Origin of the sequence: Pseudooceanicola nanhaiensis DSM 18065 (assembly GCF_000688295.1) — a bacterium.
In the GTDB taxonomy this organism is placed as follows: domain Bacteria; phylum Pseudomonadota; class Alphaproteobacteria; order Rhodobacterales; family Rhodobacteraceae; genus Pseudooceanicola; species Pseudooceanicola nanhaiensis.
Genome location: NZ_JHZF01000013.1, coordinates 1,035,579 through 1,060,340 on the forward strand (window position 1 = coordinate 1,035,579; position 24,762 = coordinate 1,060,340).

Consider the following 24,762-nt stretch of genomic DNA (forward strand, 5'->3'; position numbering starts at 1 on the left):
GCCGCCTCAGCGCTTCGGGTTGACGATGCCGTTCATGAAGAGGTCGAGGAAATGGTCCGCGACCACCTCGGGGCTCATCGCGTCGTCCTCGGTGTGCCAGCGCAGGATCCAGTTCACCGCGCCGAGGAAGAAGTTCGAGGTCACCCGCACATTGACCGGCCGCAGCGCGCCTTCCTCGATGGCCTTCTCGATCAGCATCCGCGAATAGCGATCCAGCTGCCGCCGCCGTTCCAGGAGCTCTTCCTGCTGGGCCTCGGGCAGGGCGCGGATATTGGCCATCGTCGTGTAGGCGCCACGCTCGACCATCAGGTTCTCCATGAACCGGCGGTAGAGCAGCTGCAGCTTCTCGAAGGCGGTGCCGTCGGTCTTCTCGGCCTCGAGCCGGGCGTTCTGACCGCAATTGTAGGTCAGCCGAAGGCAATCGTAGAGCAGCTGCTCCTTGTTCTTGAAGTAATAATAGAGAGCGGTCTTGGTGACGCCGATCTCGTCGGCGATCTCGTCGAGAGAGGTGGCGTGATAGCCCTTCTCGTTGAAGATCCGCGCGGCGACCCGCAGGGCGGCCCGGCGCTTCAGTTCCCGGATTTCCTCACGCGACGCGACCGCGCCATTCCAGTTTGCCATGCGACTTCCATTCCTGACGGCGGCGCGGTCCGGCGCGGCGCTGGACTGTCCGGAGCGACAATCGGCCGGCGATACCTGACGCCACGGTAACATCTTATTCCAATCGGTCTGGTCAAAAAACCTTTAGGCACGCGGAATTCGCGCTGCATAGCACAATCCGGAACGGATTGTGAATTCCCTGACGTCATCCGGGTGGTTTTGCCCGGATCGCTGGCGAAATCGCCGCGCTCGATGACGTGGCGTCGCAAGAATCGCTGGCATTCCCCCGCAAATTGCGGAATAAAATTCCGCAATGGTGTGACGGCCCCCGTGCCGACGCCCGCGAGAACGGTCGGGCACGCGCGGACGAGGCGCTGCCCGGACGGTGAATTCGGACCCTTGCCGCCGCCGCGGCACCGGTCCGCAAGAGGGAGGGGAACGGCGGTCGATTGGGTCCGGAGCAGGGGAGATTGCGCCCGCGGTCCAAACATTTGCTTGAAATGTCGATTTGGCTGCGGCGCTTCACCCGGACCCGGGAAAGCCGCGCCCTGTCGATGGCTCAGCGCCCCCGCCTCGATGAAGGATGGCCGTCTGCCCGGTCCGGGCTGTCGGCGACGTGACCACTCTGTCCGGCAATAGATCTTGCCAGCTGGGTGTCTGACAGGAAACACTCGATCCCGAGGTCATATCAGGGAGGAAAACATGACCAAATCACCGAACATGAACCGCCGCGCCATGCTGCGCGGAGCTGCCGTCGCCACCGTCGCCACCCCGGCGCTGATCGGCAAGGGTATTGCGCAGGGCCAGGTCACCTGGCGGGTGCAGTCGCACTGGCCGAAAGCCTCGAGCTCGTTCGACGACAGCCTCGGCGTGCTGGCGACGATGCTGGAAGAGCGCACCGAGGGCGCGTTCAAGCTCGAGCTCTTCGGCGACGGCGAATTCGCCAAGGGCCCGGACATCTACAACCTCGTGCGCAAGGGCGTGGTCCCGATGGGCACGATCAGCCCGTCCTACATCCTCGACAACGCGCAGGCCGCGGGCTTCCTCTACGGCATCCCCGGCACGCTTCGCGAGAACTGGGAGCCGCAGCAGGCCGCCAAGAACCTCGGCATCGAGGACATGGTCAACGAGGAGCTGATCCCCGACGGCGTCCGCCTGATGTCCGAGAAGTCCTACCCGACCGAGATGGTCTGCTCGAAGAAGATCGAGAGCGCCGCGGACTTCAACGGCCTCAAGATCCGCTCCTCGGGCACGATGCTCGACTACCTCGCGGCCGCGGGCGCCGCGCCGCAGTACATCCCGGGTGCGGAGCTCTACCAGTCGCTGTCGTCCGGCGTGGTCGACGGCGCGCATTGGGGCGCGGCCATCGGCGCGCAGTCGATGTCGCTCTGGGAGGTCTGCAAGTACCACTACAAGCCGGCCCTCGGCTTCACCATCGACGCGTTCATCATGAACGAGCAGCAGCTTCAGGACCTGCCGGACGACCTGCGCCTGGCGATCATGGACCTGATGGAGATCCGCTTCTTCCAGCGCTCGGCCGAGTACATGCACAAGGAGGCCATCGCGCTCTCCGACGGCGTGAACAACCAGGGCGTCGAAGTGGTGCAACTGCCGGACGACGTGCTCGAACTCTTCGCGAAGGCCTCGGCCGATATCCTCGAGACCGAGAAGGCGAAGGGCGAGATCGCGGCACGCGCGCATGAAGCCTACACCGGCCTCATGAAGGACCTCGGCTACGTCTGAGCCTTCCCGCCGGGGCGTGCGTGAACCGCGCGCCCCGGCCTCAACGCAAAACGAAGGCAGACCGGAGACATCCCGGCGCGACCCCCGAGGCCGCGCCAGCCGGATCTGCCCGCAATCACAAGGTTAGGGACATGTTGCAGGTTGCCCGTGCGATCACGCACCTCAACCGCTGGATCGGCAGGTGGGCCTGCCTCGCCGTCCTCATCATCTTCGCCCTGCTGCTGGCGGACGTGGTGATGCGCTACCTCGTCGGTAGCCCGGCGGTCTGGACGGCCGAAATGGCGACGCTGATCTTCGGCGTCTACGCGATCATCGGCGGCGGTTTCCTCATGGCCGAACGCGGCCACGTCAACGTCGACATCATCTACGGCACCTTCAGCCGGCGGAAGAAGGCGATCGTGGACATCATCACATGGCCGCTCTTCGCGCTCTTCGTGCTGGTGCTGCTCTGGCAGGGCTGGGACCTCGCCTCCGAGGCGATCGCGGACAACGAGCGGTCGAACTCGATCTGGAAACCCTACCTCTGGCCGACCAAGGCCTTCATCCCGGTGGCCGCCATCCTGCTGTTCCTGCAGGGGCTGGTGCGGCTCTGGTCGGACATCCGCGTGGTGCGCGGCCTGCCGATCCCCGACGACATCTTCGGTGCGCCCGCGGCCACCGAATCCGAGGCGCACGCCGCCGCAGGCCAATCCGGGGAGATCCAGGAATGAGCGTTGAACTCCTGACCCTCCTGTTCTTCGGGTCGCTTCTCGTCTTCGTCATGCTCGGGACGCCGCTGGCCTTCGTGCTGGGCGGGATCTCGGTCGTGTTCCTCTATTTCGAGATGGGGCCCATCGGGTTCTATCTGCTCGCCTCCAAGATGTGGGAGTCAATGTCGAACCCGACATTGATGGCGATACCTCTCTTCGTCTTCATGGCGATCCTGCTGGAGAAGTCAGGCGTCGCGAACGACCTCTACGAGATGATGCACGTCTGGTTCGGCGGCCTGCGCGGCGGCCTCGCCATCGGCACGGTGCTGATCTGCGTGATCTTCGCGGCGATGTCCGGCATCTCGGGCGCCGCGGTGGTTACCATGGGCACGATCGCGCTGCCGAAGATGCTCGAGAGGGGGTACGACAAGAAGATGGCGCTCGGGGCCATCAACGCGGGCGGCGGCTGGGGCATCCTGATCCCGCCGTCGATCCTGATGGTGCTCTATTCGCTCCTGACCGAGGTCTCGGTCGGCCGTCTCTTCGCAGCCGGCATCGGGCCGGGGCTGACGCTCTTCGTGCTGGTGTCGATCTACATCGGCGGGCGCTGCTGGCTCCAGCCCCACATGGGCCCGGCGCTGCCGAAGGAGGAACGCGCGGGCTGGGGGCCGAAGCTGCGCTCGCTCAAGGCGGTGATCCTGCCGATCATGATCGTGACGATCGTGCTGGGTGCGATCTTCGGCGGCTTCGCAACGCCCACCGAGGCCGCGGCCATCGGCGTCTTCGGTGCGCTCGTCGCCACGACGATCAACCGCCAGCTCAACTGGCGCGTGATCCATGACGCCTCCATCGCGACGCTGAAGCTGACCGCGCTGATCATGTGGATCCTCTTCGCGGCGCATGCCTTCTCGACGGCCTACACGGCGCTCGGGGCGCAGAGCCTGATCCAGAACCTGATGACCTACATCCCCGGCGGGAAATGGGGGGCGCTGACCTTCATGCTGCTGGTGCTGTTCATCTTCGGGATGGTGCTGGACCCGGTCGGGATCATGCTGATCACGCTGCCGGTGTTCCTGCCGGTGGTGACGGCGGCCGGGTTCGATCCGATCTGGTTCGGCATCCTCTTCATCATCATGATGGAGGTCGGCTACATGACGCCACCCTTCGGGTTCAACCTGTTCTACCTCAAGGGCGTGGCGCCTCCGGGGGTGACGATGGGCGACATCTACACCTCGGTCGTCCCCTACGTGATCGTCACGCTGATCGGGGTGCTGCTGATCATCCTGTTCCCGGGGATCGCGCTCTACCTGCCGACGCTGTTCTACGGGTAAGGCCCTTCCGCGCCCCGGGGCACGCCCGGGGCGCGGACCGGCAGGGTCGGGTTGCAGCCCACCCTGCCGCTCACCCTCCCGCGCAAGCCGTGCAAGCGCCGGCCCCTCGGGATGGCGCCCGCAACCTCCGAACCTCTTGTTTCATCCCGGCCGTGGCAGCGCCCACGCGGCGCAGCCTTGCACGGCGCCCTTCGGGCTTCTTCCGTGCTGGGCGAGGGTTCAACCCGCGCGCCGCGCCACACCCACGCATCCTTGACCCAGCCCCGACTTGCGGCCATTCCCCCGCGGCGATAAACCACCGCAAACCCGGAATCCCGCGAGAGGCCGCATGTCCATCGACACAGAAACCGCCGCCCGCGTGGCGAAGCTCGCCCGCATCAAGGTCGAAGACGACGCGCTGCCCGCGCTCGCCTCCGAGTTCAACACCATCCTCGGCTTCATCGAGCAGCTGAACGAGGTGGATGTGGAGGGCGTCGAACCCATGGTTTCGGTCGAGCCGATGCGCCTGAAGCGCCGCGAGGACGTGGTGACCGACGGCAACCAGCCCGAGAAGGTGCTGAAGAACGCGCCCGATGCCCGCGAGGGCTTCTTCGCCGTGCCGAAGGTGGTGGAATAATGACCGAGCTGAACACCCTGAAGATCCACGAGGCGCGCGACGCGCTGCGCAAGGGCGAGCTGACCTCGGTCGAGATCACCGAGGCCTGCCTGAAGCAGATCGAGGGAGCGAAGGCCCTGAACGCCTTCGTCCACGACACGCCCGAGATCGCGCTGGAGCAGGCCAAGGCCGCCGACGCCCGCCGCGGTGCCGACGCCCCCTCGCTGAACGGCATCCCGCTGGGGATCAAGGACCTCTTCTGCACAAAGGGCGTGCCGAGCCAGGCCGCCTCGAAGATCCTCGAAGGCTTCCGCCCCGAATACGAGTCGACCGTCACGCAGAACCTCTTCGACGCGGGCGCGGTCATGCTGGGCAAGCTCAACATGGACGAATTCGCTATGGGCTCGTCGAACGAGACCTCGACCTACGGCAACGCGGTGAACCCCTGGCGGCGCGGCAATGACGAGACCGCGCTGACCCCCGGCGGCTCCTCCGGCGGCTCCGCCTCGGCAGTTTCCGCCGATCTCTGCCTCGGTGCCACCGGCACCGACACCGGCGGCTCGATCCGCCAGCCGGCGGCCTTCGTCGGCATCACCGGCATCAAGCCGACCTACGGCCGCTGCTCCCGCTGGGGCATCATCGCCTTCGCCTCGTCCCTCGACCAGGCGGGCCCGATGACCAAGGACGTGCGCGACGCGGCGATCATGCTGCAGGCGATGTGCTCGCACGATCCGAAGGATTCGACCTCGACCGCGACCCCGGTCCCGGATTTCGAGGCCGCCCTGACCGGCGACATCCGCGGCAAGACCATCGGCATTCCCCGGGAATACCGCATGGACGGGATGCCGGACGAGATCGACCAGCTCTGGACCCGCGGCAAGGAGATGCTGCAGGACGCAGGCGCGAAGATCGTCGACATCTCGCTGCCGCACACGAAATACGCGCTGCCCGCCTATTACGTGATCGCCCCGGCCGAGGCGTCCTCGAACCTCGCCCGCTATGACGGGGTGCGCTACGGCCACCGCGCCAAGCTGGCGCAGGGCGACGGCATCACCGAGATGTACGAGAAGACCCGCGCCGAGGGCTTCGGCGCCGAGGTGCAGCGCCGGGTGATGGTGGGGACCTACGTGCTCTCCGCCGGCTTCTACGACGCCTACTACAACCGCGCCCGCAAGGTCCGGACCCTGATCAAGAAGGACTTCGAGGACGCCTTCGCCGACGGCGTCGATGCGATCCTCACCCCCGCCACCCCGTCGGCCGCCTTCGGCCTGGGCGAGATGGCCGAGGCCGATCCGGTCCAGATGTATCTCAACGACGTCTTCACGGTGACGGTGAACCTCGCCGGGCTGCCGGGCATCGCGGTGCCCGCCGGAACCGACCGGCAGGGCCTGCCGTTGGGTCTCCAGCTGATCGGGAAACCCTGGGCCGAGGACGAGCTGCTGAACACCGCCTACGCGCTGGAACAGGCCGCGGGCTTTGTGGCGAAACCGGCAAGATGGTGGTAAGCAGCCGAGAGGGCAGGACCATGACCGCACAGGTGACATTCATGCGCAAGACCGTTCTGGCCCTGGCCGCCACCGCCGCGCTGACCGCCTGCGCGTCCCGTCAGATCCCCGACAGCGGTGCCGGCGTGGGCTTCGGCGATTACGACAGCTACGCGGCTGAGCGCGACGCCGCGCTCGCGGGCCAGACGGGCCAGTCGATGACCCTGCCGCCCGCCGAGGCGGTCTCGAGCCAGCCGCTCGGCGGACCCGGGCAGCCGATGTCGGGCACCCGCGTCTCGGGCGGCACCGACTCGCCCTCCGACATCGCGGCCGAAGCCGAGGCCGCGCTGCGGGCATCGTCGCAGACCGGTGCCCCGCCGCTCGAGCCGGCCTCCGCCACGCCGCCGCTGCAGGCCAGCCCCGGCAACCCGGCGCCCGAGGCGGTCAACACCTTCGGGATCTCGAACGAGAACGACTTCTCCGCCGTGGACCAGCAGCGCACGATCCAGGACGACAAGGCGCGGCTCGCGCAGGTCCGCTCGCAATACCAGCAGGTCCAGCCGACCGCGCTGCCCTCTCGCACCGGCTCGGGGCCGAACATCGTCGCCTACGCGCTGGAATCGACCAACCAGCCGGGACAGCCGCTCTATTCGCGCGGCATGTTCTCCTCGGAAAACCGCGCCGCGCGGAACTGCGCCAAATACGCCTCTCCGGACCTCGCGCAGGCCGACTTCCTGCGCAGCGGTGGCCCGGAGCGGGACCGCAACGGGCTCGATCCCGATGGTGACGGCTTCGCCTGCTCCTGGGATCCGCGCCCCTTCCGGGCTGCCCGTGGCGGCTGACGGCGGCGCCGGGTCCGGGGGGGCGATCTGGCATCCCTCGCCGAACTTCGGGGCGCGTCGCCATGGCGGCGCGCCCTCTCTCGTCGTGCTGCACTACACCGCGATGGCGAGCGCCGAGGCCGCGCTGGCGCGGCTCTGCGATCCCGAGCCGCCCGCCGGGCTGGGCCCGGTCTCGGCGCATTACCTCATCTCGGAACGCGGGCGCGTCTGGCAGATGGTGCGCGAGGAAGACCGGGCCTGGCACGCGGGCGCGGGCAACTGGCGCGGCTGCGAGGACGTGAATTCCCATTCCATCGGGATCGAGCTTGCCAATGACGGCACGACGCCCTTTCCCGAACCGCAGATGGCAGCGCTGGAGCGGCTCCTGCCCCCGGTCCTCCACCGCTGGGACATCGGCCCCGAAGGGGTGATCGGCCATTCCGACATGGCCCCGGGGCGCAAGGTCGACCCCGGCCCGCGCTTCGACTGGCGGCGGCTGGCGCTGCGGGGGCTGGCGCTCTGGCCGGGCGTCGCCGGGCCCGGCGCCTTCGACGAGGACCTCGCCGCCATCGGCTACCGCCTGCCCGAGGGGGCCGAGGCCGGGCTGCTCCTCGCGGCCTTCCGGATGCGTTTCCGGCCCTGGGCCCGCGGCCCGCTCTCCGAGGCGGACCGGCAGGCCGCCCGGGCGCTGGCGGCGCGTGTCGGCTAGGCGAAGACCTTCGGGTCCGCCTCCCAGCCCGGATCGCCCTCGCGCATCAGGTTGACGAGCGCGCGCTCCATTTCGGCCGCGACACGGGCCGCGCCGTCGGGATCGGTCTGCGCCACCGGCACCCGCTCGGGCCGGTGCAGGCCGTAGACGAAGGCCTCGTCGAACCCGTGGGCCGCGCCCAGCCAGGCGTGCGGGCCCTTCGGCTCCCAGGCGAATTCGTAGGTCCAGGCCCGCCCGCCGCCCTGCCGCTGCGCCTCGGCGTTCGAGGCGGTGGCCTGGCGGTAGATCCGGTCGGTGAGGTACGCCTCCTCCTTCGCGGCCCAGCTCGCCCCGGGCATCGCCTCGTTCCATTGCGCGAGCAGGGGGTCCACCGCCGCGTCGCCCTCGAACCGGGCGAGCGTGGCCCGGAAACGCGCCTCGTCGACCTCGCCCATGCGGCCGGTGGCATACCAGAGCCGCGCCTCGTGACGGGTGCGGCCGATGACCAGCGGAATGTGCCGCGTGGCGCCCTGCCGCATCGCCAGCTCGGGATGGCGGTCGAGCGAGGTGCCGTCGAGCACGATGCCGAGGGTCCGCCCGCCGGGCGAGGAGCGCTCGGCGAGGTTCACCGCGACGACCTCGGCCTGGAGGCGGAGGATGTCCTCCACGGAAAGCGCCTCGAGCGCGGTCATGTCTCCGGGCGCGATCCCGGCGCGGCCCAGGAAATCCTCGGTGATCCGGCGCGCCTGTTCGGGCGGCAGGATGCGCGTGGCATAGCCGCTCATCAGCCAGCATTTGTCGAAGAGCGCGGGGCCGTCCCGGGTCCCGAAGAGCGCGGCCGCCGTGAAGGCGCCGGAGGAGAGGCCGGCGAGGGTGATGTTGTCCGGATCGCCGCCGAAGGCCGCCACGTTCTCGCGCGTCCAGCGCAGCGCCGCGGCCAGGTCGAGCATCGAGCGGTTGGTCTGGTCCAGTTCGGGGAAGTGATCGGCGAGGTGCAGGAAGCCGAGCGCCCCGGTGCGGACGTTCGGGCGGATCAGGACGACGTCGTTGGCCGCCGCGAAGGCCGCACCGTCGAGGTGGCCGACATTGGCCGACCCGTAGCCGAAGCCGCCGCCGAAGAGATGGACGACGACCGGGCGCCGGGCCGTGTCGGCGGCCGGGGTCCAGAGATTCAGGTTGAGGCAGTCCTCGCCGTAGCTCTGCTCTTCCCGGAGGATCGAGAAGGAGGTTTCGGGCGGCGGTGTCTGGACGGGTGCGTGGCCGAAGCGGGTCGCGTCGACCACGCCCCCCCGCGGGGCCGGTTGCGGCGGGCGGAAGCGCAGCGGCCCGAGCGGGGGCGCGGCATAGGGGATGCCCAGGAAGGCGCGGGCCGCGCCATCGGCGCGGCCGCGGTAGGTGGCCTGCGGCGCGCGGACGTCGGTGGCGGTGTCTGGCATGGTCTGGTCCTCCCCCGGCGAGACTAGCGCGCGGGCGGGACGGGGTGAACGTCGGAGCGGTTCACGCATGTGAAATGGTGGCGCCGCCTGCCGGCGTCGCGCGGGGAACGACCGGGGCGGGCATCGAGCCCGCCCCGGTCGTGGCCTCCGGCGGGGATATTTTCGGCAAGAGGAAGAACCGAATCTTAACCCTTCTGCCGGAGAGTGATGTCACGGTACAGGCGGGGACGCCGATGGCCGCGCAAGGGGAAGGCCCTCTGCCACTGCGCAGGGGGCCCAACCTTTTGACGGCTCCCATCTTCCTCTTGCCGGAAATATCCCGGGGGGAGTCGGCGCCTTGCGCCGACGGGGGGCTGGCCCCCCGCCCAGCGTCGGTCCGGGCGCCAGCGCCGGGGGATCAGTCGCCGCGCACCGTGTCGATCATCAGCTGCACGTTCGCCGGATCGGCGTCCGGGGTGATCCCGTGGCCAAGGTTGAAGATATGCGGCCCGCCCGACAGGGCCTTCACGATGCGCTTCGTGTCCGCGACCAGATCCGCGCCGCCGGTCACCATGTGGCGCGAGGCGAGGTTGCCCTGCACGCAGGCGTGGGGCTGGACGTGCTCGGCCGCCCAGGCCGCCTCGACGCTGTCGTCGATCGCGACGCAATCCGCGCCTGTGGCCTGGGCGAAGCCGATGTAATGCTCGCGCGCCTCGCGCGGGAAGGCGATGACGGGCAGGCCCGGGTGGCGGGCCTTCAGCTCGGCGATGATCCTGCGGGCGGGCTCGAGCGCGTAGGCATCGAAATCCGCGCCGTGCAGCGAGCCGGCCCAGCTGTCGAAGAGCTTCACGCATTCCGCCCCGGCCTCGACCTGGGCCGAGAGGTATTCGATCGTCGCCGCGGTGATCCGGTCGAGCAGCGCCTCGAAGAGCGGACGGTTCTCGGCCTTCAGCGCATGGGCCGGGCCCTGGTCGGGGGTGCCGCGCCCGGCGATCATGTAGGTGGCGACCGTCCAGGGCGCGCCGGCGAAGCCGATGAGCGTGGTCTCGGAGGGCAGCGCGCGCGACAGGATCCGCACCGTCTCGTAGATCGGCGAGAGCGTCTCGTGCACATCCGCGGCCGGGCCGAGCTTGTCGAAATCCTCCTGCCGGGTCACGGTCGAGAGCCGCGGCCCTTCGCCGGTCACGAACCAGAGGTCGGCGCCGAGCGCCTGCGGCACCAGCAGGATGTCGGCGAACAGGATCGCCCCGTCGAAGCCGAAGCGGCGGATCGGCTGGAGCGTCACCTCGGCGGCCAGTTCCGGGTTGTAGCAGAGCGACAGGAAGTCCCCGGCCTTCTCGCGCGTGGCGCGGTATTCCGGCAGGTAGCGGCCGGCCTGGCGCATCATCCAGATCGGCGGCGTCGGCAGGCGCTCCCCGGCCAGGGCCCGGAGGATGGTCTTCTCGCTCATGTCATGCTCCTTCATCGGCGTCACTGCTCGCCGCCGCGGGACGGGATGTCAAGCCGCGCCGCCCGCCTCGGGCGGTTCCGCCGCAGCGGCCTCGCGCTCGGCCCAGAGCGCGCGGAGGGTCTCGCCCTGGGCCGCGAAGCTCTCGTCCAGCAGGGTCCAGCCGTAGATCCGGTCGGTCCGGAAGTGCCGCAGGTCGTGGCGCAGCTCGCACCAGGCGGCGAGCATGGTGACCTCGACGTGATAGATCACCACCAGGGGCCGGATGGTGCGGAGGGTCCGCTCCCCGTCCGGGGTGCGGTAGTCGATGCGGAGCTTCCGCTCCTCGCGGATCGCCTGCCGGAGGAGCGATTTCGGCACGCAGCCTTTCGCCGGATCGTCGAGCGCGGAGCCCCAGGGCGCAACGTGCAGCCAGGTCGACGGCCCGTGCAGCGCCTCGATCTTCGCGCTGATGCGCTGGCCCGCCCGCATCAGCGCCCCGTCCCCGGTGCGGGCGAGGAGCGACAGGGCGACGCGCAGCGCCTCGGATTCCTCGGTGTCGAAGTTGAGCGGCGGCAGGTCGTAGCCGCTGCGCAGGACATAGCCCAGCCCCGCCGCGCCCTCGACCGGGACCCGCATCGCCTGCAGCGCCGCCATGTCGCGGTAGATCGTGCGGACCGAGACCTCGAGCGCCTCGCCGAGCGCCTCTGCGGTCATCGGGGCCCTTGCGGCGCGCAGGGTCTGGATCAGTTCGAAAAGGCGGTCGGGGCGGGACATGGGGCTTTCTCTCGGAGCTTCGGGTGGCAGCGGCAGGCGGCGTCTCCTGACATCCTAGCACCTTCTCCTGACAGCAGCATGGCAGGAGCGTTCTGTTTTGTCGGGTCCGAAAGGAGACCCCGGACATGCCGTTCTACGATTACATCGTCACCATCACACTCGGGCTCGACCGGTGGGACCAGCGCGGGCCGCGGCGTCCGCCCCCGCCGCTGCGGCTGCGGGCCGCCCGACCCGCGCCACCTGTCAGGCGCGGCATTCGGGCCCGCTTGCAAGCCATTCGTGCCGCGCTTAACAGGAGGGCATGACCCTAGACCTGCCCACCCCCTCCGCGCCCCTGCGCATCGGCACCCGCGGCTCTCCGCTGGCGCTGGCGCAGGCCCACGAGACCCGCAACCGGCTGATGACCGCCTTCGACCTGCCGCGCGAGGCCTTCGAGGTGCAGGTGATCCAGACCACCGGCGACCGGGTGCAGGACCGCGAGCTGAAGGAGCTGGGCGGCAAGGGGCTCTTCACGCGCGAGATCGAGCTGGCGATGATCCAGGAGGGGATCGACATCGCGGTCCACTCGATGAAGGACATGCCGGTGCTGCAGCCGGGCGGGCTGGTGCTGGATTGCTACCTCCCGCGCGAGGATGTGCGGGACGCCTTCGTGTCTTTCCACGACGGCGGGATCGACGGGATCCCCGCGGGGGCCAGGGTCGGGACCTCCTCGCTCCGGCGCGGTGCGCAGATGCGCCTCAGGCGTCCGGATGTCGAGATCGTGGGGTTCCGCGGCAACGTGCAGACCCGGCTCAGGAAACTGACCGAGGGGGTCGCGCATTGCACCTTCCTCGCCCAGGCCGGGTTGAACCGGCTGGGGCGCAAGGACGTGCCCGCCCGCGTGCTGGAGCCCGAGGAGATGCTGCCCGCCATCGCGCAGGGCGCCATCGGGGTCGAGCGGCGGGCCGACGACATGCGGGCGGCCACCATGCTCGAGGCGATCCACGACGCGCCCACGGCCGAGCTGCTGGCCGCCGAACGCGCCTTCCTCGCCACGCTGGACGGTTCCTGCGAGACGCCGATCGCGGGGCTCGCGCAGGTGTCGGACGGCACCCTGCGGCTGCGCGGCCAGATCCTGCGGCCCGACGGCTCGGAGGCGCTGGAGGATGACGCCAGCGCGCCGGTCGAGGATGGCGCGGCGCTCGGCGAGGAGATGGCCCTGCGGCTGCTCGAACGCGCGGGCAACGGTTTCTTCGACTGGCGATGAGCAGCGCAGGCGAGCTCCCGGAGGCTCTGGCCCGCCGGTTCGGGATTGCCGCGGCCGGGCTTGTCGAGCGCACCGCGATTGCCGTGGTCTGGCGGGTGGAACTGGCGGGAGGCGGTGTCGCGGGGCTCAAGGTTTTCCATGAAGAGGGGCTCGCGAACGAGGGGCCGGGGCTCGCCTGGATGCGCGCCCGGGACGGTGCGGGCGTGGTCAGGCTGCTCGACCAGCAGGGCCGCGCGGTGTTGATGGAATGGCAGGAGGGCCCCTCCCTCGGCGATCTCGTCCGGCGCGGGGAGGATGCGCGCGCGGCGAGGGAGCTTCTTTCGGTCGCGCAGCGTCTGCATCAAGGCGCGGACACGGGCGCCGGCCTGTCGCTGCCGCCGCTCGATGCGTGGTTCGGCGCGCTTCGCGACGTGACCCTGGCCGCCGCTTGCCCGCCGGAGGCCGCCCGCGACATGCTGGCGGCGCGCGACATCGCCGAACGGCTGCTCGCCGCGCCGCGTGAGGTCCGGGGCCTGCACGGCGATCTGCACCACGACAACATCCGGGACGGCGCGCGGGGCTGGCTCGCCTTCGACGCAAAGGGCGTGCGGGGCGAACGCGCCTATGAGCTGGCCAACGCCTTCCGCAACCCGAAGGGGGCAGCGGCGCTGGTGGCGGACCCGGCGCGGATCGCTGCCCTTGCGGACCTCTGGTCGGAGGGGTTCGGTGTCGAGCGCACGCGGCTTCTCGACTGGGCGGCCGCGAAATGCGCGCTTTCCATCTGCTGGCGGGCGAAGGGGCCCGTGGGGGCGGATGCGGAGTTCGGTCTGCTGGCGCGGCTGATCGCGGCGCGCGGCGGCTGAGGGCCCGGCAGGGGGGCGCTGCCCCCCGTCGCGGCAGGCCGCGACTCCCCCCGGAGTATTTCGGGAAAGATGAAGCGGGGGCCGGGAAAGCCGTTGGTCCCGTCGCGCAGTTTGTGAAATAACCGCGGCATACGACCTTGGAGAACGGCCATGCCCGCGATTGCCCCCGACCACATTCCCGAACGGCTCTACCCGGTGATCGAGGCGCTCTGCGCCACCGGCGTCGACGTGGCGCGGACCATCGCGCGGGGACCGCTCGGGCAATCGCTCGCCGAGGGCGTGGGCGAGAACACCGGGGGCGACCAGCAGAAGGCGCTCGACGTGATGGCCGACGAGGCCTTCGAGAAGGCGCTCGGGCCGGCCGGGGTGAAGTTCTACGCCTCGGAGGAGCAGGAGGGGGTCCTGACGCTCGGCGACGGCGCCTTCGCGCTGGCGATCGACCCGCTCGACGGGTCGTCGAACATCGACGTGAACGTCTCGATCGGGACGATCTTCTCGATCTTCGAGGCGGAGGACGGGGCGGAAGAGAGCTTCCTGCGCCCCGCCTCCGAGCAGATCGCCGCGGGCTATATCATCTACGGGCCGCAGACCGGCATGGCGGTGAGCTTCGGGGACGGCACGCTGATGTTCGTCATGGACCCGGAGACCAGGGTCTTCGAACTGGCCGAGGCGCGGATGGCGATTCCGGCGGCGGCGAAGGAATATTCGATCAACGCGGGCTACCGGCGGCACTGGCCCGACTGGGTGAAGAGCTTCGTCGAGGAATGCGAGGCCGGCAAGGAGGGCCCGCGCGGCAAGGATTACTCCTTCCGCTGGGTCGCCTCGCTGGTGGCCGAGACGCACCGCATCCTGACCCGGGGCGGCACCTTCCTCTACACGGGCGACGCGCGGCCCGCCTATGCCGAAGGGCGGCTCCGGATGGTCTACGAGGTGGCGCCGATGGCGATGCTGATCGAGCAGGCGGGCGGCATGGCCACCGACGGCAAGCGGCCGATCCTGTCGCTGACGGCGGAGAAGCTGCACGGCAAGCAGCCCTTCGTCTTCGGCTGCCGGGACGAGGTCGAACGGGTCGCCGAACTGCACGGCTGAGTGATACGGGCTTGGCAGGGCCGGCCGGGCTTGCCATATGCAGGCCGACAGCCCAGAGGACCCTGCCCATGACCTTCGACCGCTCGCTCAAGATCGCCCCGTCGATCCTTTCCGCCGATTTCGCCGATTTCGGGCGCGAGATCCGGGCGGTGGAGGACCAGGGCGCCGACTGGATCCATGTCGACGTGATGGACGGGCATTTCGTGCCGAACCTGACCTTCGGCCCGCCCGCCGTGAAGGCCTTCCGGCGCCACGTGACGACCTTCATGGACGTGCACCTGATGATCTCGCCGGTGGATGCCTATATCGACGCCTATGCCGATGCCGGGGCCGACCTGCTGACCGCGCATGTCGAGGCCGGACCGCATATCCACCGGACGCTGCAGGCGATCCGGGGGGCGGGGATGAAGGCGGGGGTGGCGCTGAACCCCGGCACGCCCGCCGAGGCGGTCGAGCATGTGCTGGACATCTGCGACCTGGTCTGCGTGATGACGGTGAACCCCGGCTTCGGCGGGCAGAGCTTCATCGACATGACCGCGAAGGTCCGGAAGCTGCGCGGAATGATCGGCGACCGCCCGGTGCATATCGAGATCGACGGCGGCGTCACGCCCCGGACCGCGCCCCTGGTGCGCGAGGCCGGGGCCGACGTGCTGGTCGCGGGCTCGGCAGTGTTCAAGGGCGGCTCGGTGCAGGATCCGGCGCCCTATGGCGAGAACATCCGGGCGATCCGGGTGAGCTGCGACACGGCCGTCTGAGGCCGGCCCGTCCCGGTCTGATCCGAAGCGCAAGCTATCCGCCCTTGGCCCGATCCGGCAAAGCCGGATCGGATCGCGCGCGCCTCCGGGCGTCTGCAAGCCAATCGCCTGTCGGCGGCACATTGCATGGCAATCTGCGAGATCCCCCCCCCGGGGGCGGGCGCGCGGGACGCCGGGGCTCGCGTAGGGCGGGGTTCATCCTCCCGCCCCGGACGGCGCCCACCCCCGGCGCCTTCCCGTCAGCAGTTCGGCACGTTCACCGCCAGCCCGCCGAGCGCCGTCTCCTTGTATTTCTCGTGCATGTCGACACCGACCTGCCGCATCGTCTCGATCGCCGAATCGAGCGGCACGAAATGCGTCCCGTCCCCCCGGAGCGCGAGCGAGGCCGCCGAGACCGCCTTGACCGCGCCTAGGCCGTTGCGCTCGATGCAGGGGACCTGCACGAGCCCGCGGATCGGGTCGCAGGTCATCCCGAGGTGATGCTCCAGCGCGATCTCCGCCGCGTTCTCGATCTGCTCGGGCGTGCCGCCCATGACCGCGCAGAGCCCCGCGGCGGCCATGGCGGAGGCCGAGCCCACCTCGGCTTGGCAGCCCGCCTCGGCGCCCGAGATCGAGGCGTTGAACTTCACCAGCCCGCCGATCGCCGCCGCGGTCAGGAAGAAGTCCGTCAGCCGCGCCTCGGAGGCGCCGGGCACGTGGCCCAGCCAGTAGCGGATCACCGCGGGCACGACGCCGGCCGCGCCGTTGGTGGGGGCCGTGACGACCTGCCCGCCGGCCGCGTTCTCCTCGTTCACGGCCATGGCATAGGCCGAGATCCAGTCGTTGACGACGTGCGGCGGGGCAAGGTTCTTGCCCCGCTCGGCCTGCAACGCCTCATGGATCGCGCCCGCGCGGCGCTTCACCCTCAGCCCGCCCGGCAGCTCGCCATGGCCGGTGAGCCCCCGGTCGATGCAGTCGGACATCACCTGCCATATCCGCATGATGCCGGGCTTCACGTCCGCGGTGCCGCGCGCGGCCTCGTTCCGGGCCTTCATCTGCGCGATCGTCAGCCCCGAAGCGGCGGCCATCTCGAGCATCTCGGCGGCGGTCTTGAACGGGTAGGGGATCGCCGGGCCCTCGTCGGTGGCCTTGCCGGCGGCCAGCTCGGCGGCGGTGACGACGAAGCCGCCGCCGATCGAGTAATAGGTCTCCTGCCGGATCGTGTCGCCCTGTGCATCCCGCGCAGCCAGGACGAGCCCGTTCGCATGGCCCGGCAGCGGGGCGCTGCGGTCGAAGACCAGATCGCGCTCGGGGTCGAAGGCGAGCGGGGCGAGGCCCTCGGGCGTCACGCGCTTCTCCGCGTGGATGGCCGCCAGCGCCGCCTCGGCCTCCTCGGCGTCGTAATCGGCGGGACGGAAGCCCGCGAAGCCGAGGATCACCGCCCGGTCGGTGGCATGGCCCACCCCGGTGAAGGCGAGCGAGCCGTGCAGCGTGGCCCGCAGGCCGTGGGCGCGGAACGGCGCCTCGCGCAGACCGTCGAGGAAGCGGGCGGCGGCGACCATCGGGCCCATCGTATGCGAGGACGAGGGGCCGACGCCGATCTTGAAGACGTCGAATACGGACAGGAACACGTGGGGCGGCCTCCTTGGAACTGCGCCCATAGAGCGGTGGCGGGCGCGGGCGCGCATGCTGCGGCGCGACACTTCGCGCGCCGCCTGCGGCTCGGAGACAGAGTGGGGGGCCGCGGCCGGGGATGCAACCGGACGGCGGGGCGCGTGGATTAACGTGCCGTTAGCCATGCGGGTCTAGCCTCGGAGTCGAAACGGGATTCGCTGCAAGGAGAGACGGAACATGGAGGACCCCAAACTACCCGCACCGACCCCGGGACGCCCGCTCCTGGGCCTCACCGTCCTGGTGGTCGAGGACAGCCGCTTCGCATGCGAGGCGATGCGCCTGCTCTGCCTGCGCTCCGGCGCGCGGATCAGGCGGGCGGATTGCATCCGCTCCGCACGGCGCCATCTGCAGGTCTACCGGCCCTCGGTCGCGCTGGTGGACCTCGGCCTGCCGGACGGATCGGGGCTGGAACTGATCTCGGACCTGGCGCAGGGCGTGCCGCGGATCGGCGTGATCATCGGCATCAGCGGCGACGATGCCGGGGCGGAGGCGGCGATCGCGGCGGGGGCGGACGACTTTCTCGCCAAGCCGGTGGACCGGCTCGGGGCCTTCCAGTCGGCGATCAGCCGTCACCTGCCGCCGGAACGCCGCGTGCGTGGCCCGCATCCCGTCAGCGGAGAGGTGGTCCACCCCGACCGGCTCGCCTTCCGCGAGGATATGGCGCATCTCGATGCGGTGATGCGGGGCCCGGCAGAGGGGCGGGATCTCGACTACGTGGCGCAATTCCTGCGCGGGATCGCGCGCAGCGCGGGCGACCGCCCGCTGGAGGAAGCGGCCCATGCCCTCGCCCGCTCCCGGCGCGAGGGGCGGACCACCCGCCCGGACGAGGCGCGGATCGCGGGTCTGGTGCGCGAGCGGTTGGCGGAAACGGAGGTGATCTGAAGGGACGCGACCCGGGACGGGCCCGAGCGGCCGGCGGGCAGTCCGGAGGTCTGGAGGCGTGCTCTCAAGGACGGGCCCGTGCGGCTGGCGAAGGCTCTCTTCAACAGAAGGAGCGCCAACGGTGAGGGGCATCTGTGGCTGGCGGAGAGATCGGCGGTTCGAAGGCGTGCGGGTCGTGACCCAAGGGGCGCTGCTCTGGGGCCGGGCTGTCGCCTCCGCCCTGTCGCCTCCGCCCTGTGGCCTCTCCCGGTCGCGGCCGCCACGCGGGCCGGGCTCGGGGGGGCGGTCCTTCGGCGATTCCCCTTCGGCGGCCGTTGGGCTAGGCTCGCCCCCGGATCGCGGCCCGACGGCGCGCGACGCGGCGCGCCCCCGGGCCGGAGCGCTCCCGCACGAATGCCGAGGAGAGAGGCTCATGGCCAAGCCACCCGACCTGTCCGATCTCGCCCGCGACGGGGCCGAGATCCCGGTCCGGGTCACGCCGCGCGCCTCCCGGGAAGAGGTCCGGCGCGAGGGCGATGCGATACAGGTCCGGGTCACCGCCCCGCCCGAGGACGGCAAGGCGAACGCGGTGGTGCGCAAGCTGCTGGCCAAGGCGCTCGGCGTGCCGCCGACGCGGCTGGTGCTGATCCGCGGCCGGACGGCGCGGGACAAGACCTTCCGGATCGACCCTGCCTAGCGCCCGCCCCGTGCGTCCGCCTAGCGCACCGGCCGCGGCGTCCCGTCCGGGTTCTTGGGGATGAAATAGCTCCCCTCCGGCAGGTTCAGCGCGGCGGCGAGGTCGCGGATCTGGGCGGTCGAGAGGGTGACCTTCTGCACGGTGTCCGTCCGGGCGTCGTATTGTTCGACCGTGACGCATTCCGCGAAGGCGTTGATCGCCACGTCTTCCTGAAGCGGTGCCTGCCCGTCATCGACGAGGGTCACCACGGTGCAGTCGAATTCGTGCTCTATCGTGAACATGGGTCCTTGATAGAGACCCGGCCGCGCAAAGCAAGCGATCATATCGGCGGGCCGGCGCAATCACATTTGCGCCGGTCGGGGTGGCAAGCCCGTGACCGGGTGATATGAGGGAAAGGCAGGCACGAAGGAACTTCCCGATGCGCGTCAGAGGACTTGCGGCACTTCTATTGGCGATGGCGCTCGGCGCCTGTTCCGTGCCGGTCGCGCAGGGTCCGGACATGGGCCTGCCCTCGGGACCCCGCCCGCAGGCCGAGGTCGCGGCCCAGCGTTTCGTCAACGTGGTGAAGGTCGTGAAACCGGTGGCCGAGCGCGAATGCCGCCAGCACGGCAACCGGCGGAACTGCAACTTCATCATCGCCGTGGACGACCGGCCCGAACAACCCGTGAACGCCTTCCAGTCGATCGACGCAAGCGGCCGCCCGGTGATCGTCTTCACGCTGTCGCTGATCGCCGACGTGGCGAACGAGGACGAGCTGGCCTTCATCATGAGCCACGAGGCCGCGCATCACATTCTCGACCACCTGAGCCGCCAGCAGGTCAATGCCGAGGCGGGGGCGGTGATCCTCGGCAGCCTCGCACGCGCCTCGGGCGCCGACATCACGAGCGTGGAGCTTGCGACCCGGATCGGTGCCACCGTGGGGGCGCGGAACTATTCAAAGGATTACGAGCTCGAGGCCGACGCGCTTGGCGCGCAGATTGCGCAGCGGGCCGGGTTCGACGCGCTCCGCGGCGCGCTCTATTTCACCCGCATCCCCGATCCCGGAGACCGCTTCCTCGGGACGCATCCGCCGAATGCCAGCCGGATGGATGTCGTCCGCCGCTCGGTCGCGATCGGGTTCTGACCCCGCCTCTGCAGTTGATCGAAATCAAGGCACGGGGCCGTCCGCGCGGCTAGACTCCTCCTCGAACCTGTGGAGGTGCGGATGCGGACGCTCGGCGACACGAACACCCATGTCTTCCTGCTCAAGCGCATGGCGCGGGCGACCGGCGCCGATCTCTCCCCGATGGAGGAGGCGGCCTGGAGCGCGGCGGTCACGCGCTGCCGGAGCTGCGCCTGCCCCGGCCTCTGCGAGGCGAAGCTCGAAACCGCGGAACGCACCGGGGACGGCATGAGCGAGGCCCCCGGTTTCTGCGAGAACCGCGACCTGCTCAGATCGCTGCGGCCATGATCCTGCCAGGAGACATGTGATGGGACTTTTCACCAGACTCGACCGCGCGTCGGTGCTCTACAACGGGATGGCCGACAGGCTGGGCGTCGGCGAGACGCAGCGGATCGACCAGCCCGCAGGCGCGGCGGCCTACCGCTCCGCCCTGCTGCGCTGCTCGGCCTGCGCCGAGGCCGAGGCCTGTGCGGGCTGGCAGATGGAACATGCGCGCGCCGACGCCGCCCCGGGCTATTGCCGCAACCGTGGCGCCCTCGCGGCGCTGCGGGTGGAGTGAGGTTTCCCGGACGGTGATCCCGCGGGGCGCGGTGCCGGGGAGCCGCCGCGCCGAGAGGGTCGGCGGGACCCGTCCGGGTCAGAGCGCGCCGGTGCGGTGAGGAGACCGCGCCGGCGCCGATGTCTTCAGGCCAGCCGGCCCCAGAGGTCGTATTCGCCGGCCTCGTCCACCTCGATGGTGACGATCTGGCCGGGGCTCAGCGCCTCGAACCCCTCGTCGATGAAGAGGTTGCCGTCGATCTCGGGCGCGTCGGCCCTGGTGCGGCAGGTGGCGGCCTCGTCGTCGACCTCGTCCACGATGACCTCGATCCTCTGGCCGACCTTGGCCGCAAGCTTCGCCTCGGAGATCGCCTGCGCCTTCTCCATGAAGCGATGCCAGCGCTCGTCCTTCACCTCGTCCGGGACGTGGTCCGGCAGGGCGTTCGAGCGGGCGCCGTCGACGTTCTCGTAGCGGAAGCAGCCGACCCGGTCGAGCTGCGCCTCGTCGAGCCAGTCGAGCAGGGTCTGGAACTCGGCCTCGGTTTCGCCGGGATAGCCGACGATGAAGGTCGAACGCAGGACGATCTCGGGGCAGTCCCGGCGCCATGCGGCGATCTCGTCCAGGGTGCGGGCGGCGGCGGCGGGGCGGGCCATGCGCTTCAGCACCTCCGGGTGGGCGTGCTGGAAGGGGATGTCGAGGTAGGGCAGGATCAGCCCCTCGGCCATCATAGGGATCATCTCGCGCACATGCGGGTAGGGATAGACGTAGTGCATCCGCACCCAGGCGCCGAGTTGGCCGAGATCACGGGCCAGCGACAGGATCGGCGCCTTCTCGTCCCGGTCCTTCCAGTCGGTGCCATAGGCCGAGGTGTCCTGGCTGATGACGAGAAGTTCCTTCACCCCCGCCTCGACCAGCTTCTCGGCCTCGCGCAGCACCGCCCGGTGCGGACGCGATTGCAGCCGGCCGCGCATGTCGGGGATGATGCAGAACTTGCACTTGTGGTTACAGCCCTCGGAGATCTTCAGATAGCTGTAGTGCCGCGGGGTGAGCGTGACGCCGGTCGCGGGCAGCAGGTCCACGAAGGGATCGGGATCGGGCGGCACCGCGCCGTGCACGGCATCCAGAACCTGCTCGTATTGATGCGGGCCGGTCACGGCGAGCACCTTGGGATGCGCGCCTGTGATGAATTCGGGCTCGGCGCCGAGGCAGCCGGTGACGATCACCTTGCCGTTCGCCGAAAGCGCCTCGCCGATGGCGTCGAGGCTTTCCGCCTTGGCGCTGTCCAGGAAGCCGCAGGTGTTCACGATCACCGCGTCGGCGCCCGAATAATCGGGCGAGATCGCGTAGCCCTCGGCCCGCAGGCGCGTGAGGATGCGTTCGCTGTCGACCAGCGCCTTCGGGCAGCCGAGCGAGACCATGCCGATCGCGGGCTGACCGGGGCGGCGGGTGTCGCCAATGCGCGGCGCGGGGGCGATGTCCGGACGGAGATTCGGGGGGTTCTGGCTCATGGCGCGCCTATACCCCCATCGGGCCGGCTTGGGAACGCCCCGCTTGTGGCCGGCACGCGGTGCGGTATCCTCCGCGCGGGAACGTGAACGGAGGTGGGCATGCGGATCCTTGGCTGGCTGGTCCTTGTCGTCGTGGCTGTGGCCGCGGTCTTCGTGGGGGCACTCCTGTTCCTGCCGGGCGAGCGGATCGCCCGCATCGCGGCGGACCAGATCGAGGCGCAGACCGGGCGGGCGGTGACGCTCACCGGCGAGGCGGAGGTGACCTGGTATCCGGTGCTGGGCGTCACGACCGGGCCGATCGAGATGGCCAATGCCCCGTGGTCCGACAAGGGCCCGATGTTCCGGGCCGAGGGGCTGCGGATCGGGGTCGACGCGAAGACCGTCTTCAGCGACGAGATCCGGGTGACCGAACTGCGCGCGATCCGGCCGGAGATCCTGCTGGAGCGCAACGCCGAGGGCGCGGCGAACTGGGATTTCGGCGGGGCAGGGGGCTCCGGCGGGTCCGCCACCACAGCGCCGGCCGACACCAGCGGCCCCGGCCTGCACCTCGACCGGCTCGAGGTCACCAACGCCACCCTGCGGATGATCGCCCCGGGCGAGGAGACCGCCTATCGCGATGTCGATCTCACCATCGACTGGCCCGCCTCGGCGGGGCCTGTGGACGTGGCGATGACGCTTCGCCCCGCGGGCGAGCCGATCACGCTGACCACCCGCCTCGCGGCGCTGGAGCCGCTGCTGGCGGGCGAGACCGTGCCGCTCGAGTTCACCGCGACGGGCCCGGGCGGGACGATGACCTTCTCGGGCAAGGCAAGCTCGGCGCCCACGGCGGACGGCAGGATCGAGGCCGAGGTCGCCAACCTCGCCAGCTTCACGCAGGCGCTCGGCCTCGGCGCGGTCGAGATGCCGGCGGGCTTCGGCCCCTCGGCCGCCTTCACCGGGCAAATGGCGCTCGCGGGGGACAGCAGGCTCGCGCTGCGCGACGGCAACCTGCGGATGGGTGAGGCGCGGGCACAGGTCCGCGCGGACGTGGATTACGCGGCCAAGCCCCGGGTCAGCGCGGAGGTGACGATGGACCGGCTCGACCTCGCGCCGATGCTGGTCGGCCAGGGGACCGGCGCGGGCGGTGGCGGAGGCGGGGCGACCGGCTGGTCGCAGGCCCCGATCGACGTCTCGGCGCTGTCCGTCCTCGACGGCGAGATCGCCTTTGCCGCCAACACCGTCGATCTCGGCGACATCGAGCTCGGCCCGGTCCGCACCACCACCCGGATCGACAATGCCCGCGCGGTGACCGATCTGGCCCAGGTCGGCGCCTTCGGCGGCAGCCTCGGCGGCCAGTTCATCATCAACAACCGCAGCGGCCTGTCGATGGGCGGAGACCTCTCGGCCACCGGTGTCGACCTCAAGCGGATGCTGGGCGAGCTCGCCGACGTGCAGCGGATCACCGGCACCGGCGAGGCGCGGGTGACGTTCCTCACCTCGGGCAGCTCGATGCACGCGCTGATGAACGCGCTCTCGGGCGAGGGGCGCATCTCGACCGGGCGGGGGACCTTCGAGGGCATCGACCTCGACCGGCTGTTTCGGGCGGGCGACGCGACCGGCGGCACGACGATCTTCGACAGCATCGACGCCAGCTTCCGGATGGAGAAGGGGAGCCTCTTCAACGATGATCTGGCGCTTCAGCTCGCCTCGCTCCGGGCCGAGGGCAAGGGCCGGATCGGGCTTGGCCCGCGCGACATCGACTATCTCTTCACGCCGATCTCGCTCAAGGCCCGCGACGGGCGCGGCATCGCGATCCCGGTCCGGATCCGGGGGCCCTGGTCCGATCCCGCGATCCTGCCGGACCTCGAGGCGGCGGTGAAGCTGAACCTCGACGAGGAGCGACAGGCGCTGGAACAGCGGGCCGAGGACAAGGTGCTCGAGAAGCTGGGTGTCGAGAAGCAGGAGGGCGAACGCGCCGAGGACGCGGTGCGCCGGCGGCTCGAGGAAGAGGCGCTCAAGGGGCTGGGCAGGCTGCTCGGCGGGAACTGAGGGGCAGACACGGAAACGGCGCCCGCCGGGGGCGCCGTTCGCATCGGTCGGGACGTGTCAGCGCCGGCGGTCGCGGCGCGAGTACATCGGCTGGAAGGCCACGCCGACATGCGCCTCGCAATAGGGTTTGCCCGCTTGCACGGGCAGGCCGCAGAACCAGAAATCCTCGGTCGCCGGGTCGCCGACGGGCCATTTGCAGGTCCGCTCGGTCAGCTCCATCAGGGTCAGCTTCTTCGCCTTCTTCTCGATCTCGCTGACCTTGGCGAGCGCCTCGGGGCTGATCTCGTTGGCCGAAGGCTGCGGGGGCAGCGGCTGGCCCGCCGGGATGATCTGCTTGCGTGCCGGGGTGGCCGCGACGGTCGCCGGCGCGGGCTCTTCCTCTTCGGCGGGCTTGGCCGCGGGCGCGGGGTCGCGCTTGGCCGCGGGCTTGGGCGCCGGTTTCGCCGCCGGTTTCGGCTCGGGCTTCGGTGCCGGGGCCGCGGGGGCCGCGCCGCCCGACCGGTTCGAAAGACCCAGCCTGTGCACCTTGCCGATCACCGCATTCCGGGTGACACCGCCAAGCTCCTTGGCGATCTGCGAGGCGGACTGGCCCTCGCTCCACATCTTCTTCAGCAGTTCGACGCGTTCATCGGTCCACGACATGAGCATTCTTCCGGCTTGGATCGGTCCGGCGCGGGCTGACGGTCAGCCCGGGCCTCGGTGAAGGGCAGATACTAGGCATTTTGGTCCGGGATACAAGGGAACGAATCATTCCCCCGGCGCGTGTCCGCGCGGCTCGGGCACGGGGGGCACGGGGCCACGGCGCATCCCCCCG

At 70.3% G+C, this 24,762-nt stretch carries 25 protein-coding genes; 17 read left to right on the forward strand and 8 right to left on the reverse strand.

Annotation, left to right across the window (positions count from 1 at the left end):
- Positions 1 to 6: 6 nt before the first annotated feature.
- Positions 7 to 621, reverse strand: a complete 615-nt coding sequence (locus tag Q344_RS0115080; protein ID WP_028287476.1) for a TetR/AcrR family transcriptional regulator — start codon at positions 619 to 621, stop codon at positions 7 to 9.
- Positions 622 to 1,302: 681 nt separating this feature from the next.
- Here Q344_RS0115080 and dctP point away from each other — a divergent pair.
- The 7 genes from dctP (at position 1,303) to Q344_RS0115115 (ending at position 7,972) form a co-directional block, all read left to right on the forward strand.
- Positions 1,303 to 2,343 (forward strand): TRAP transporter substrate-binding protein DctP, encoded by a 1,041-nt coding sequence (dctP, locus tag Q344_RS0115085; RefSeq protein ID WP_028287477.1) that lies wholly within the window; start codon positions 1,303 to 1,305, stop codon positions 2,341 to 2,343.
- A 131-nt stretch (positions 2,344 to 2,474) separates the two neighbouring features.
- Positions 2,475 to 3,053 (forward strand): TRAP transporter small permease subunit, encoded by a 579-nt coding sequence (locus Q344_RS0115090; RefSeq protein WP_028287478.1) that lies wholly within the window; start codon positions 2,475 to 2,477, stop codon positions 3,051 to 3,053.
- On the forward strand, positions 3,050 to 4,363 hold the full coding sequence (locus tag Q344_RS0115095; protein ID WP_028287479.1) for a TRAP transporter large permease: 1,314 nt from the start codon (positions 3,050 to 3,052) through the stop codon (positions 4,361 to 4,363). Before Q344_RS0115090 ends, Q344_RS0115095 begins: the two co-directional genes overlap by 4 nt.
- A gap of 328 nt (positions 4,364 to 4,691) precedes the next feature.
- The gene (gene gatC / locus Q344_RS0115100) at positions 4,692 to 4,979 is read left to right on the forward strand and encodes an Asp-tRNA(Asn)/Glu-tRNA(Gln) amidotransferase subunit GatC (protein WP_028287480.1); all 288 of its coding nucleotides are present in this window, start codon (positions 4,692 to 4,694) and stop codon (positions 4,977 to 4,979) included.
- Entirely contained in the window at positions 4,979 to 6,463 is a 1,485-nt protein-coding gene (gatA, locus tag Q344_RS0115105) for an Asp-tRNA(Asn)/Glu-tRNA(Gln) amidotransferase subunit GatA (protein ID WP_028287481.1), read from the forward strand. The genes gatC and gatA overlap by 1 nt, the downstream gene beginning before the upstream one ends.
- Positions 6,464 to 6,504: 41 nt before the next feature.
- Positions 6,505 to 7,284: a hypothetical protein gene (locus Q344_RS0115110; RefSeq protein WP_028287482.1), complete on the forward strand. Its 780-nt coding sequence runs from the start codon at positions 6,505 to 6,507 to the stop codon at positions 7,282 to 7,284.
- Positions 7,274 to 7,972: an N-acetylmuramoyl-L-alanine amidase gene (locus tag Q344_RS0115115; protein WP_063131887.1), complete on the forward strand. Its 699-nt coding sequence runs from the start codon at positions 7,274 to 7,276 to the stop codon at positions 7,970 to 7,972. The genes Q344_RS0115110 and Q344_RS0115115 overlap by 11 nt, the downstream gene beginning before the upstream one ends.
- Here Q344_RS0115115 and Q344_RS25180 read toward each other — a convergent pair.
- From Q344_RS25180 to Q344_RS0115130, 3 genes are all read right to left on the reverse strand, one after another.
- Entirely contained in the window at positions 7,969 to 9,387 is a 1,419-nt protein-coding gene (locus Q344_RS25180) for a carboxylesterase/lipase family protein (RefSeq protein ID WP_051630662.1), read from the reverse strand. The two genes, Q344_RS0115115 and Q344_RS25180, sit on opposite strands and share 4 nt — an antisense overlap.
- A 397-nt stretch (positions 9,388 to 9,784) precedes the next feature.
- The gene (gene hemE / locus Q344_RS0115125) at positions 9,785 to 10,816 is read right to left on the reverse strand and encodes a uroporphyrinogen decarboxylase (RefSeq protein WP_028287484.1); all 1,032 of its coding nucleotides are present in this window, start codon (positions 10,814 to 10,816) and stop codon (positions 9,785 to 9,787) included.
- A gap of 48 nt (positions 10,817 to 10,864) precedes the next feature.
- Positions 10,865 to 11,569 (reverse strand): helix-turn-helix transcriptional regulator, encoded by a 705-nt coding sequence (locus Q344_RS0115130; protein WP_028287485.1) that lies wholly within the window; start codon positions 11,567 to 11,569, stop codon positions 10,865 to 10,867.
- A gap of 301 nt (positions 11,570 to 11,870) precedes the next feature.
- Between Q344_RS0115130 and hemC the strand changes: the two genes are divergently transcribed.
- The 4 genes from hemC to rpe all read left to right on the forward strand — a co-directional run bounded on the left by hemC (position 11,871) and on the right by rpe (position 15,501).
- Complete coding sequence (hemC, locus tag Q344_RS0115135; RefSeq protein ID WP_028287486.1) at positions 11,871 to 12,815, forward strand: hydroxymethylbilane synthase; 945 nt, start codon at positions 11,871 to 11,873, stop codon at positions 12,813 to 12,815.
- The gene (locus Q344_RS24100) at positions 12,812 to 13,657 is read left to right on the forward strand and encodes an aminoglycoside phosphotransferase family protein (RefSeq protein WP_051630665.1); all 846 of its coding nucleotides are present in this window, start codon (positions 12,812 to 12,814) and stop codon (positions 13,655 to 13,657) included. Before hemC ends, Q344_RS24100 begins: the two co-directional genes overlap by 4 nt.
- A 150-nt stretch (positions 13,658 to 13,807) precedes the next feature.
- Positions 13,808 to 14,746: a class 1 fructose-bisphosphatase gene (locus tag Q344_RS0115145; RefSeq protein ID WP_036539294.1), complete on the forward strand. Its 939-nt coding sequence runs from the start codon at positions 13,808 to 13,810 to the stop codon at positions 14,744 to 14,746.
- 68 nt (positions 14,747 to 14,814) lie between these two features.
- Positions 14,815 to 15,501, forward strand: a complete 687-nt coding sequence (rpe, locus tag Q344_RS0115150) for a ribulose-phosphate 3-epimerase (RefSeq protein WP_028287488.1) — start codon at positions 14,815 to 14,817, stop codon at positions 15,499 to 15,501.
- Positions 15,502 to 15,740: 239 nt separating this feature from the next.
- Here rpe and Q344_RS0115155 read toward each other — a convergent pair whose 3' ends face one another.
- Complete coding sequence (locus tag Q344_RS0115155; RefSeq protein ID WP_028287489.1) at positions 15,741 to 17,111, reverse strand: L-serine ammonia-lyase; 1,371 nt, start codon at positions 17,109 to 17,111, stop codon at positions 15,741 to 15,743.
- Between the two features lie 220 nt (positions 17,112 to 17,331).
- Between Q344_RS0115155 and Q344_RS0115160 the strand changes: the two genes are divergently transcribed.
- Positions 17,332 to 18,036, forward strand: coding sequence for a response regulator (locus Q344_RS0115160; protein ID WP_028287490.1), 705 nt, complete (start codon positions 17,332 to 17,334; stop codon positions 18,034 to 18,036).
- Positions 18,037 to 18,448: 412 nt separating this feature from the next.
- Positions 18,449 to 18,712: a DUF167 domain-containing protein gene (locus tag Q344_RS0115165; protein WP_028287491.1), complete on the forward strand. Its 264-nt coding sequence runs from the start codon at positions 18,449 to 18,451 to the stop codon at positions 18,710 to 18,712.
- Positions 18,713 to 18,732: 20 nt separating this feature from the next.
- Here Q344_RS0115165 and Q344_RS0115170 read toward each other — a convergent pair whose 3' ends face one another.
- Positions 18,733 to 18,993 carry a hypothetical protein gene (locus tag Q344_RS0115170; RefSeq protein WP_028287492.1) on the reverse strand — a complete coding sequence of 87 codons (261 nt, stop codon included), beginning with the start codon at positions 18,991 to 18,993 and terminating at the stop codon, positions 18,733 to 18,735.
- Positions 18,994 to 19,130: 137 nt separating this feature from the next.
- Between Q344_RS0115170 and Q344_RS0115175 the strand changes: the two genes are divergently transcribed.
- From Q344_RS0115175 to Q344_RS0115185, 3 genes are all read left to right on the forward strand, one after another.
- Positions 19,131 to 19,835 (forward strand): M48 family metallopeptidase, encoded by a 705-nt coding sequence (locus Q344_RS0115175; protein ID WP_028287493.1) that lies wholly within the window; start codon positions 19,131 to 19,133, stop codon positions 19,833 to 19,835.
- An 81-nt stretch (positions 19,836 to 19,916) separates the two neighbouring features.
- Positions 19,917 to 20,162 carry a DUF6455 family protein gene (locus tag Q344_RS24105; RefSeq protein ID WP_036539299.1) on the forward strand — a complete coding sequence of 82 codons (246 nt, stop codon included), beginning with the start codon at positions 19,917 to 19,919 and terminating at the stop codon, positions 20,160 to 20,162.
- A 19-nt stretch (positions 20,163 to 20,181) separates the two neighbouring features.
- Positions 20,182 to 20,433, forward strand: coding sequence for a DUF6455 family protein (locus Q344_RS0115185; protein ID WP_028287494.1), 252 nt, complete (start codon positions 20,182 to 20,184; stop codon positions 20,431 to 20,433).
- Positions 20,434 to 20,558: 125 nt separating this feature from the next.
- On the opposite strand, the gene rimO is transcribed toward Q344_RS0115185, so the two are convergent.
- Positions 20,559 to 21,920, reverse strand: a complete 1,362-nt coding sequence (gene rimO, locus Q344_RS0115190) for a 30S ribosomal protein S12 methylthiotransferase RimO (RefSeq protein WP_028287495.1) — start codon at positions 21,918 to 21,920, stop codon at positions 20,559 to 20,561.
- A 99-nt stretch (positions 21,921 to 22,019) separates the two neighbouring features.
- Between rimO and Q344_RS0115195 the strand changes: the two genes are divergently transcribed.
- A complete protein-coding gene (locus Q344_RS0115195) occupies positions 22,020 to 23,948 on the forward strand; it encodes an AsmA family protein (RefSeq protein ID WP_028287496.1) in 1,929 nt (642 codons plus the stop codon).
- A 57-nt stretch (positions 23,949 to 24,005) separates the two neighbouring features.
- Here Q344_RS0115195 and Q344_RS0115200 read toward each other — a convergent pair whose 3' ends face one another.
- Positions 24,006 to 24,590 (reverse strand): GcrA family cell cycle regulator, encoded by a 585-nt coding sequence (locus Q344_RS0115200; protein ID WP_028287497.1) that lies wholly within the window; start codon positions 24,588 to 24,590, stop codon positions 24,006 to 24,008.
- Positions 24,591 to 24,762 lie beyond the last annotated feature (172 nt).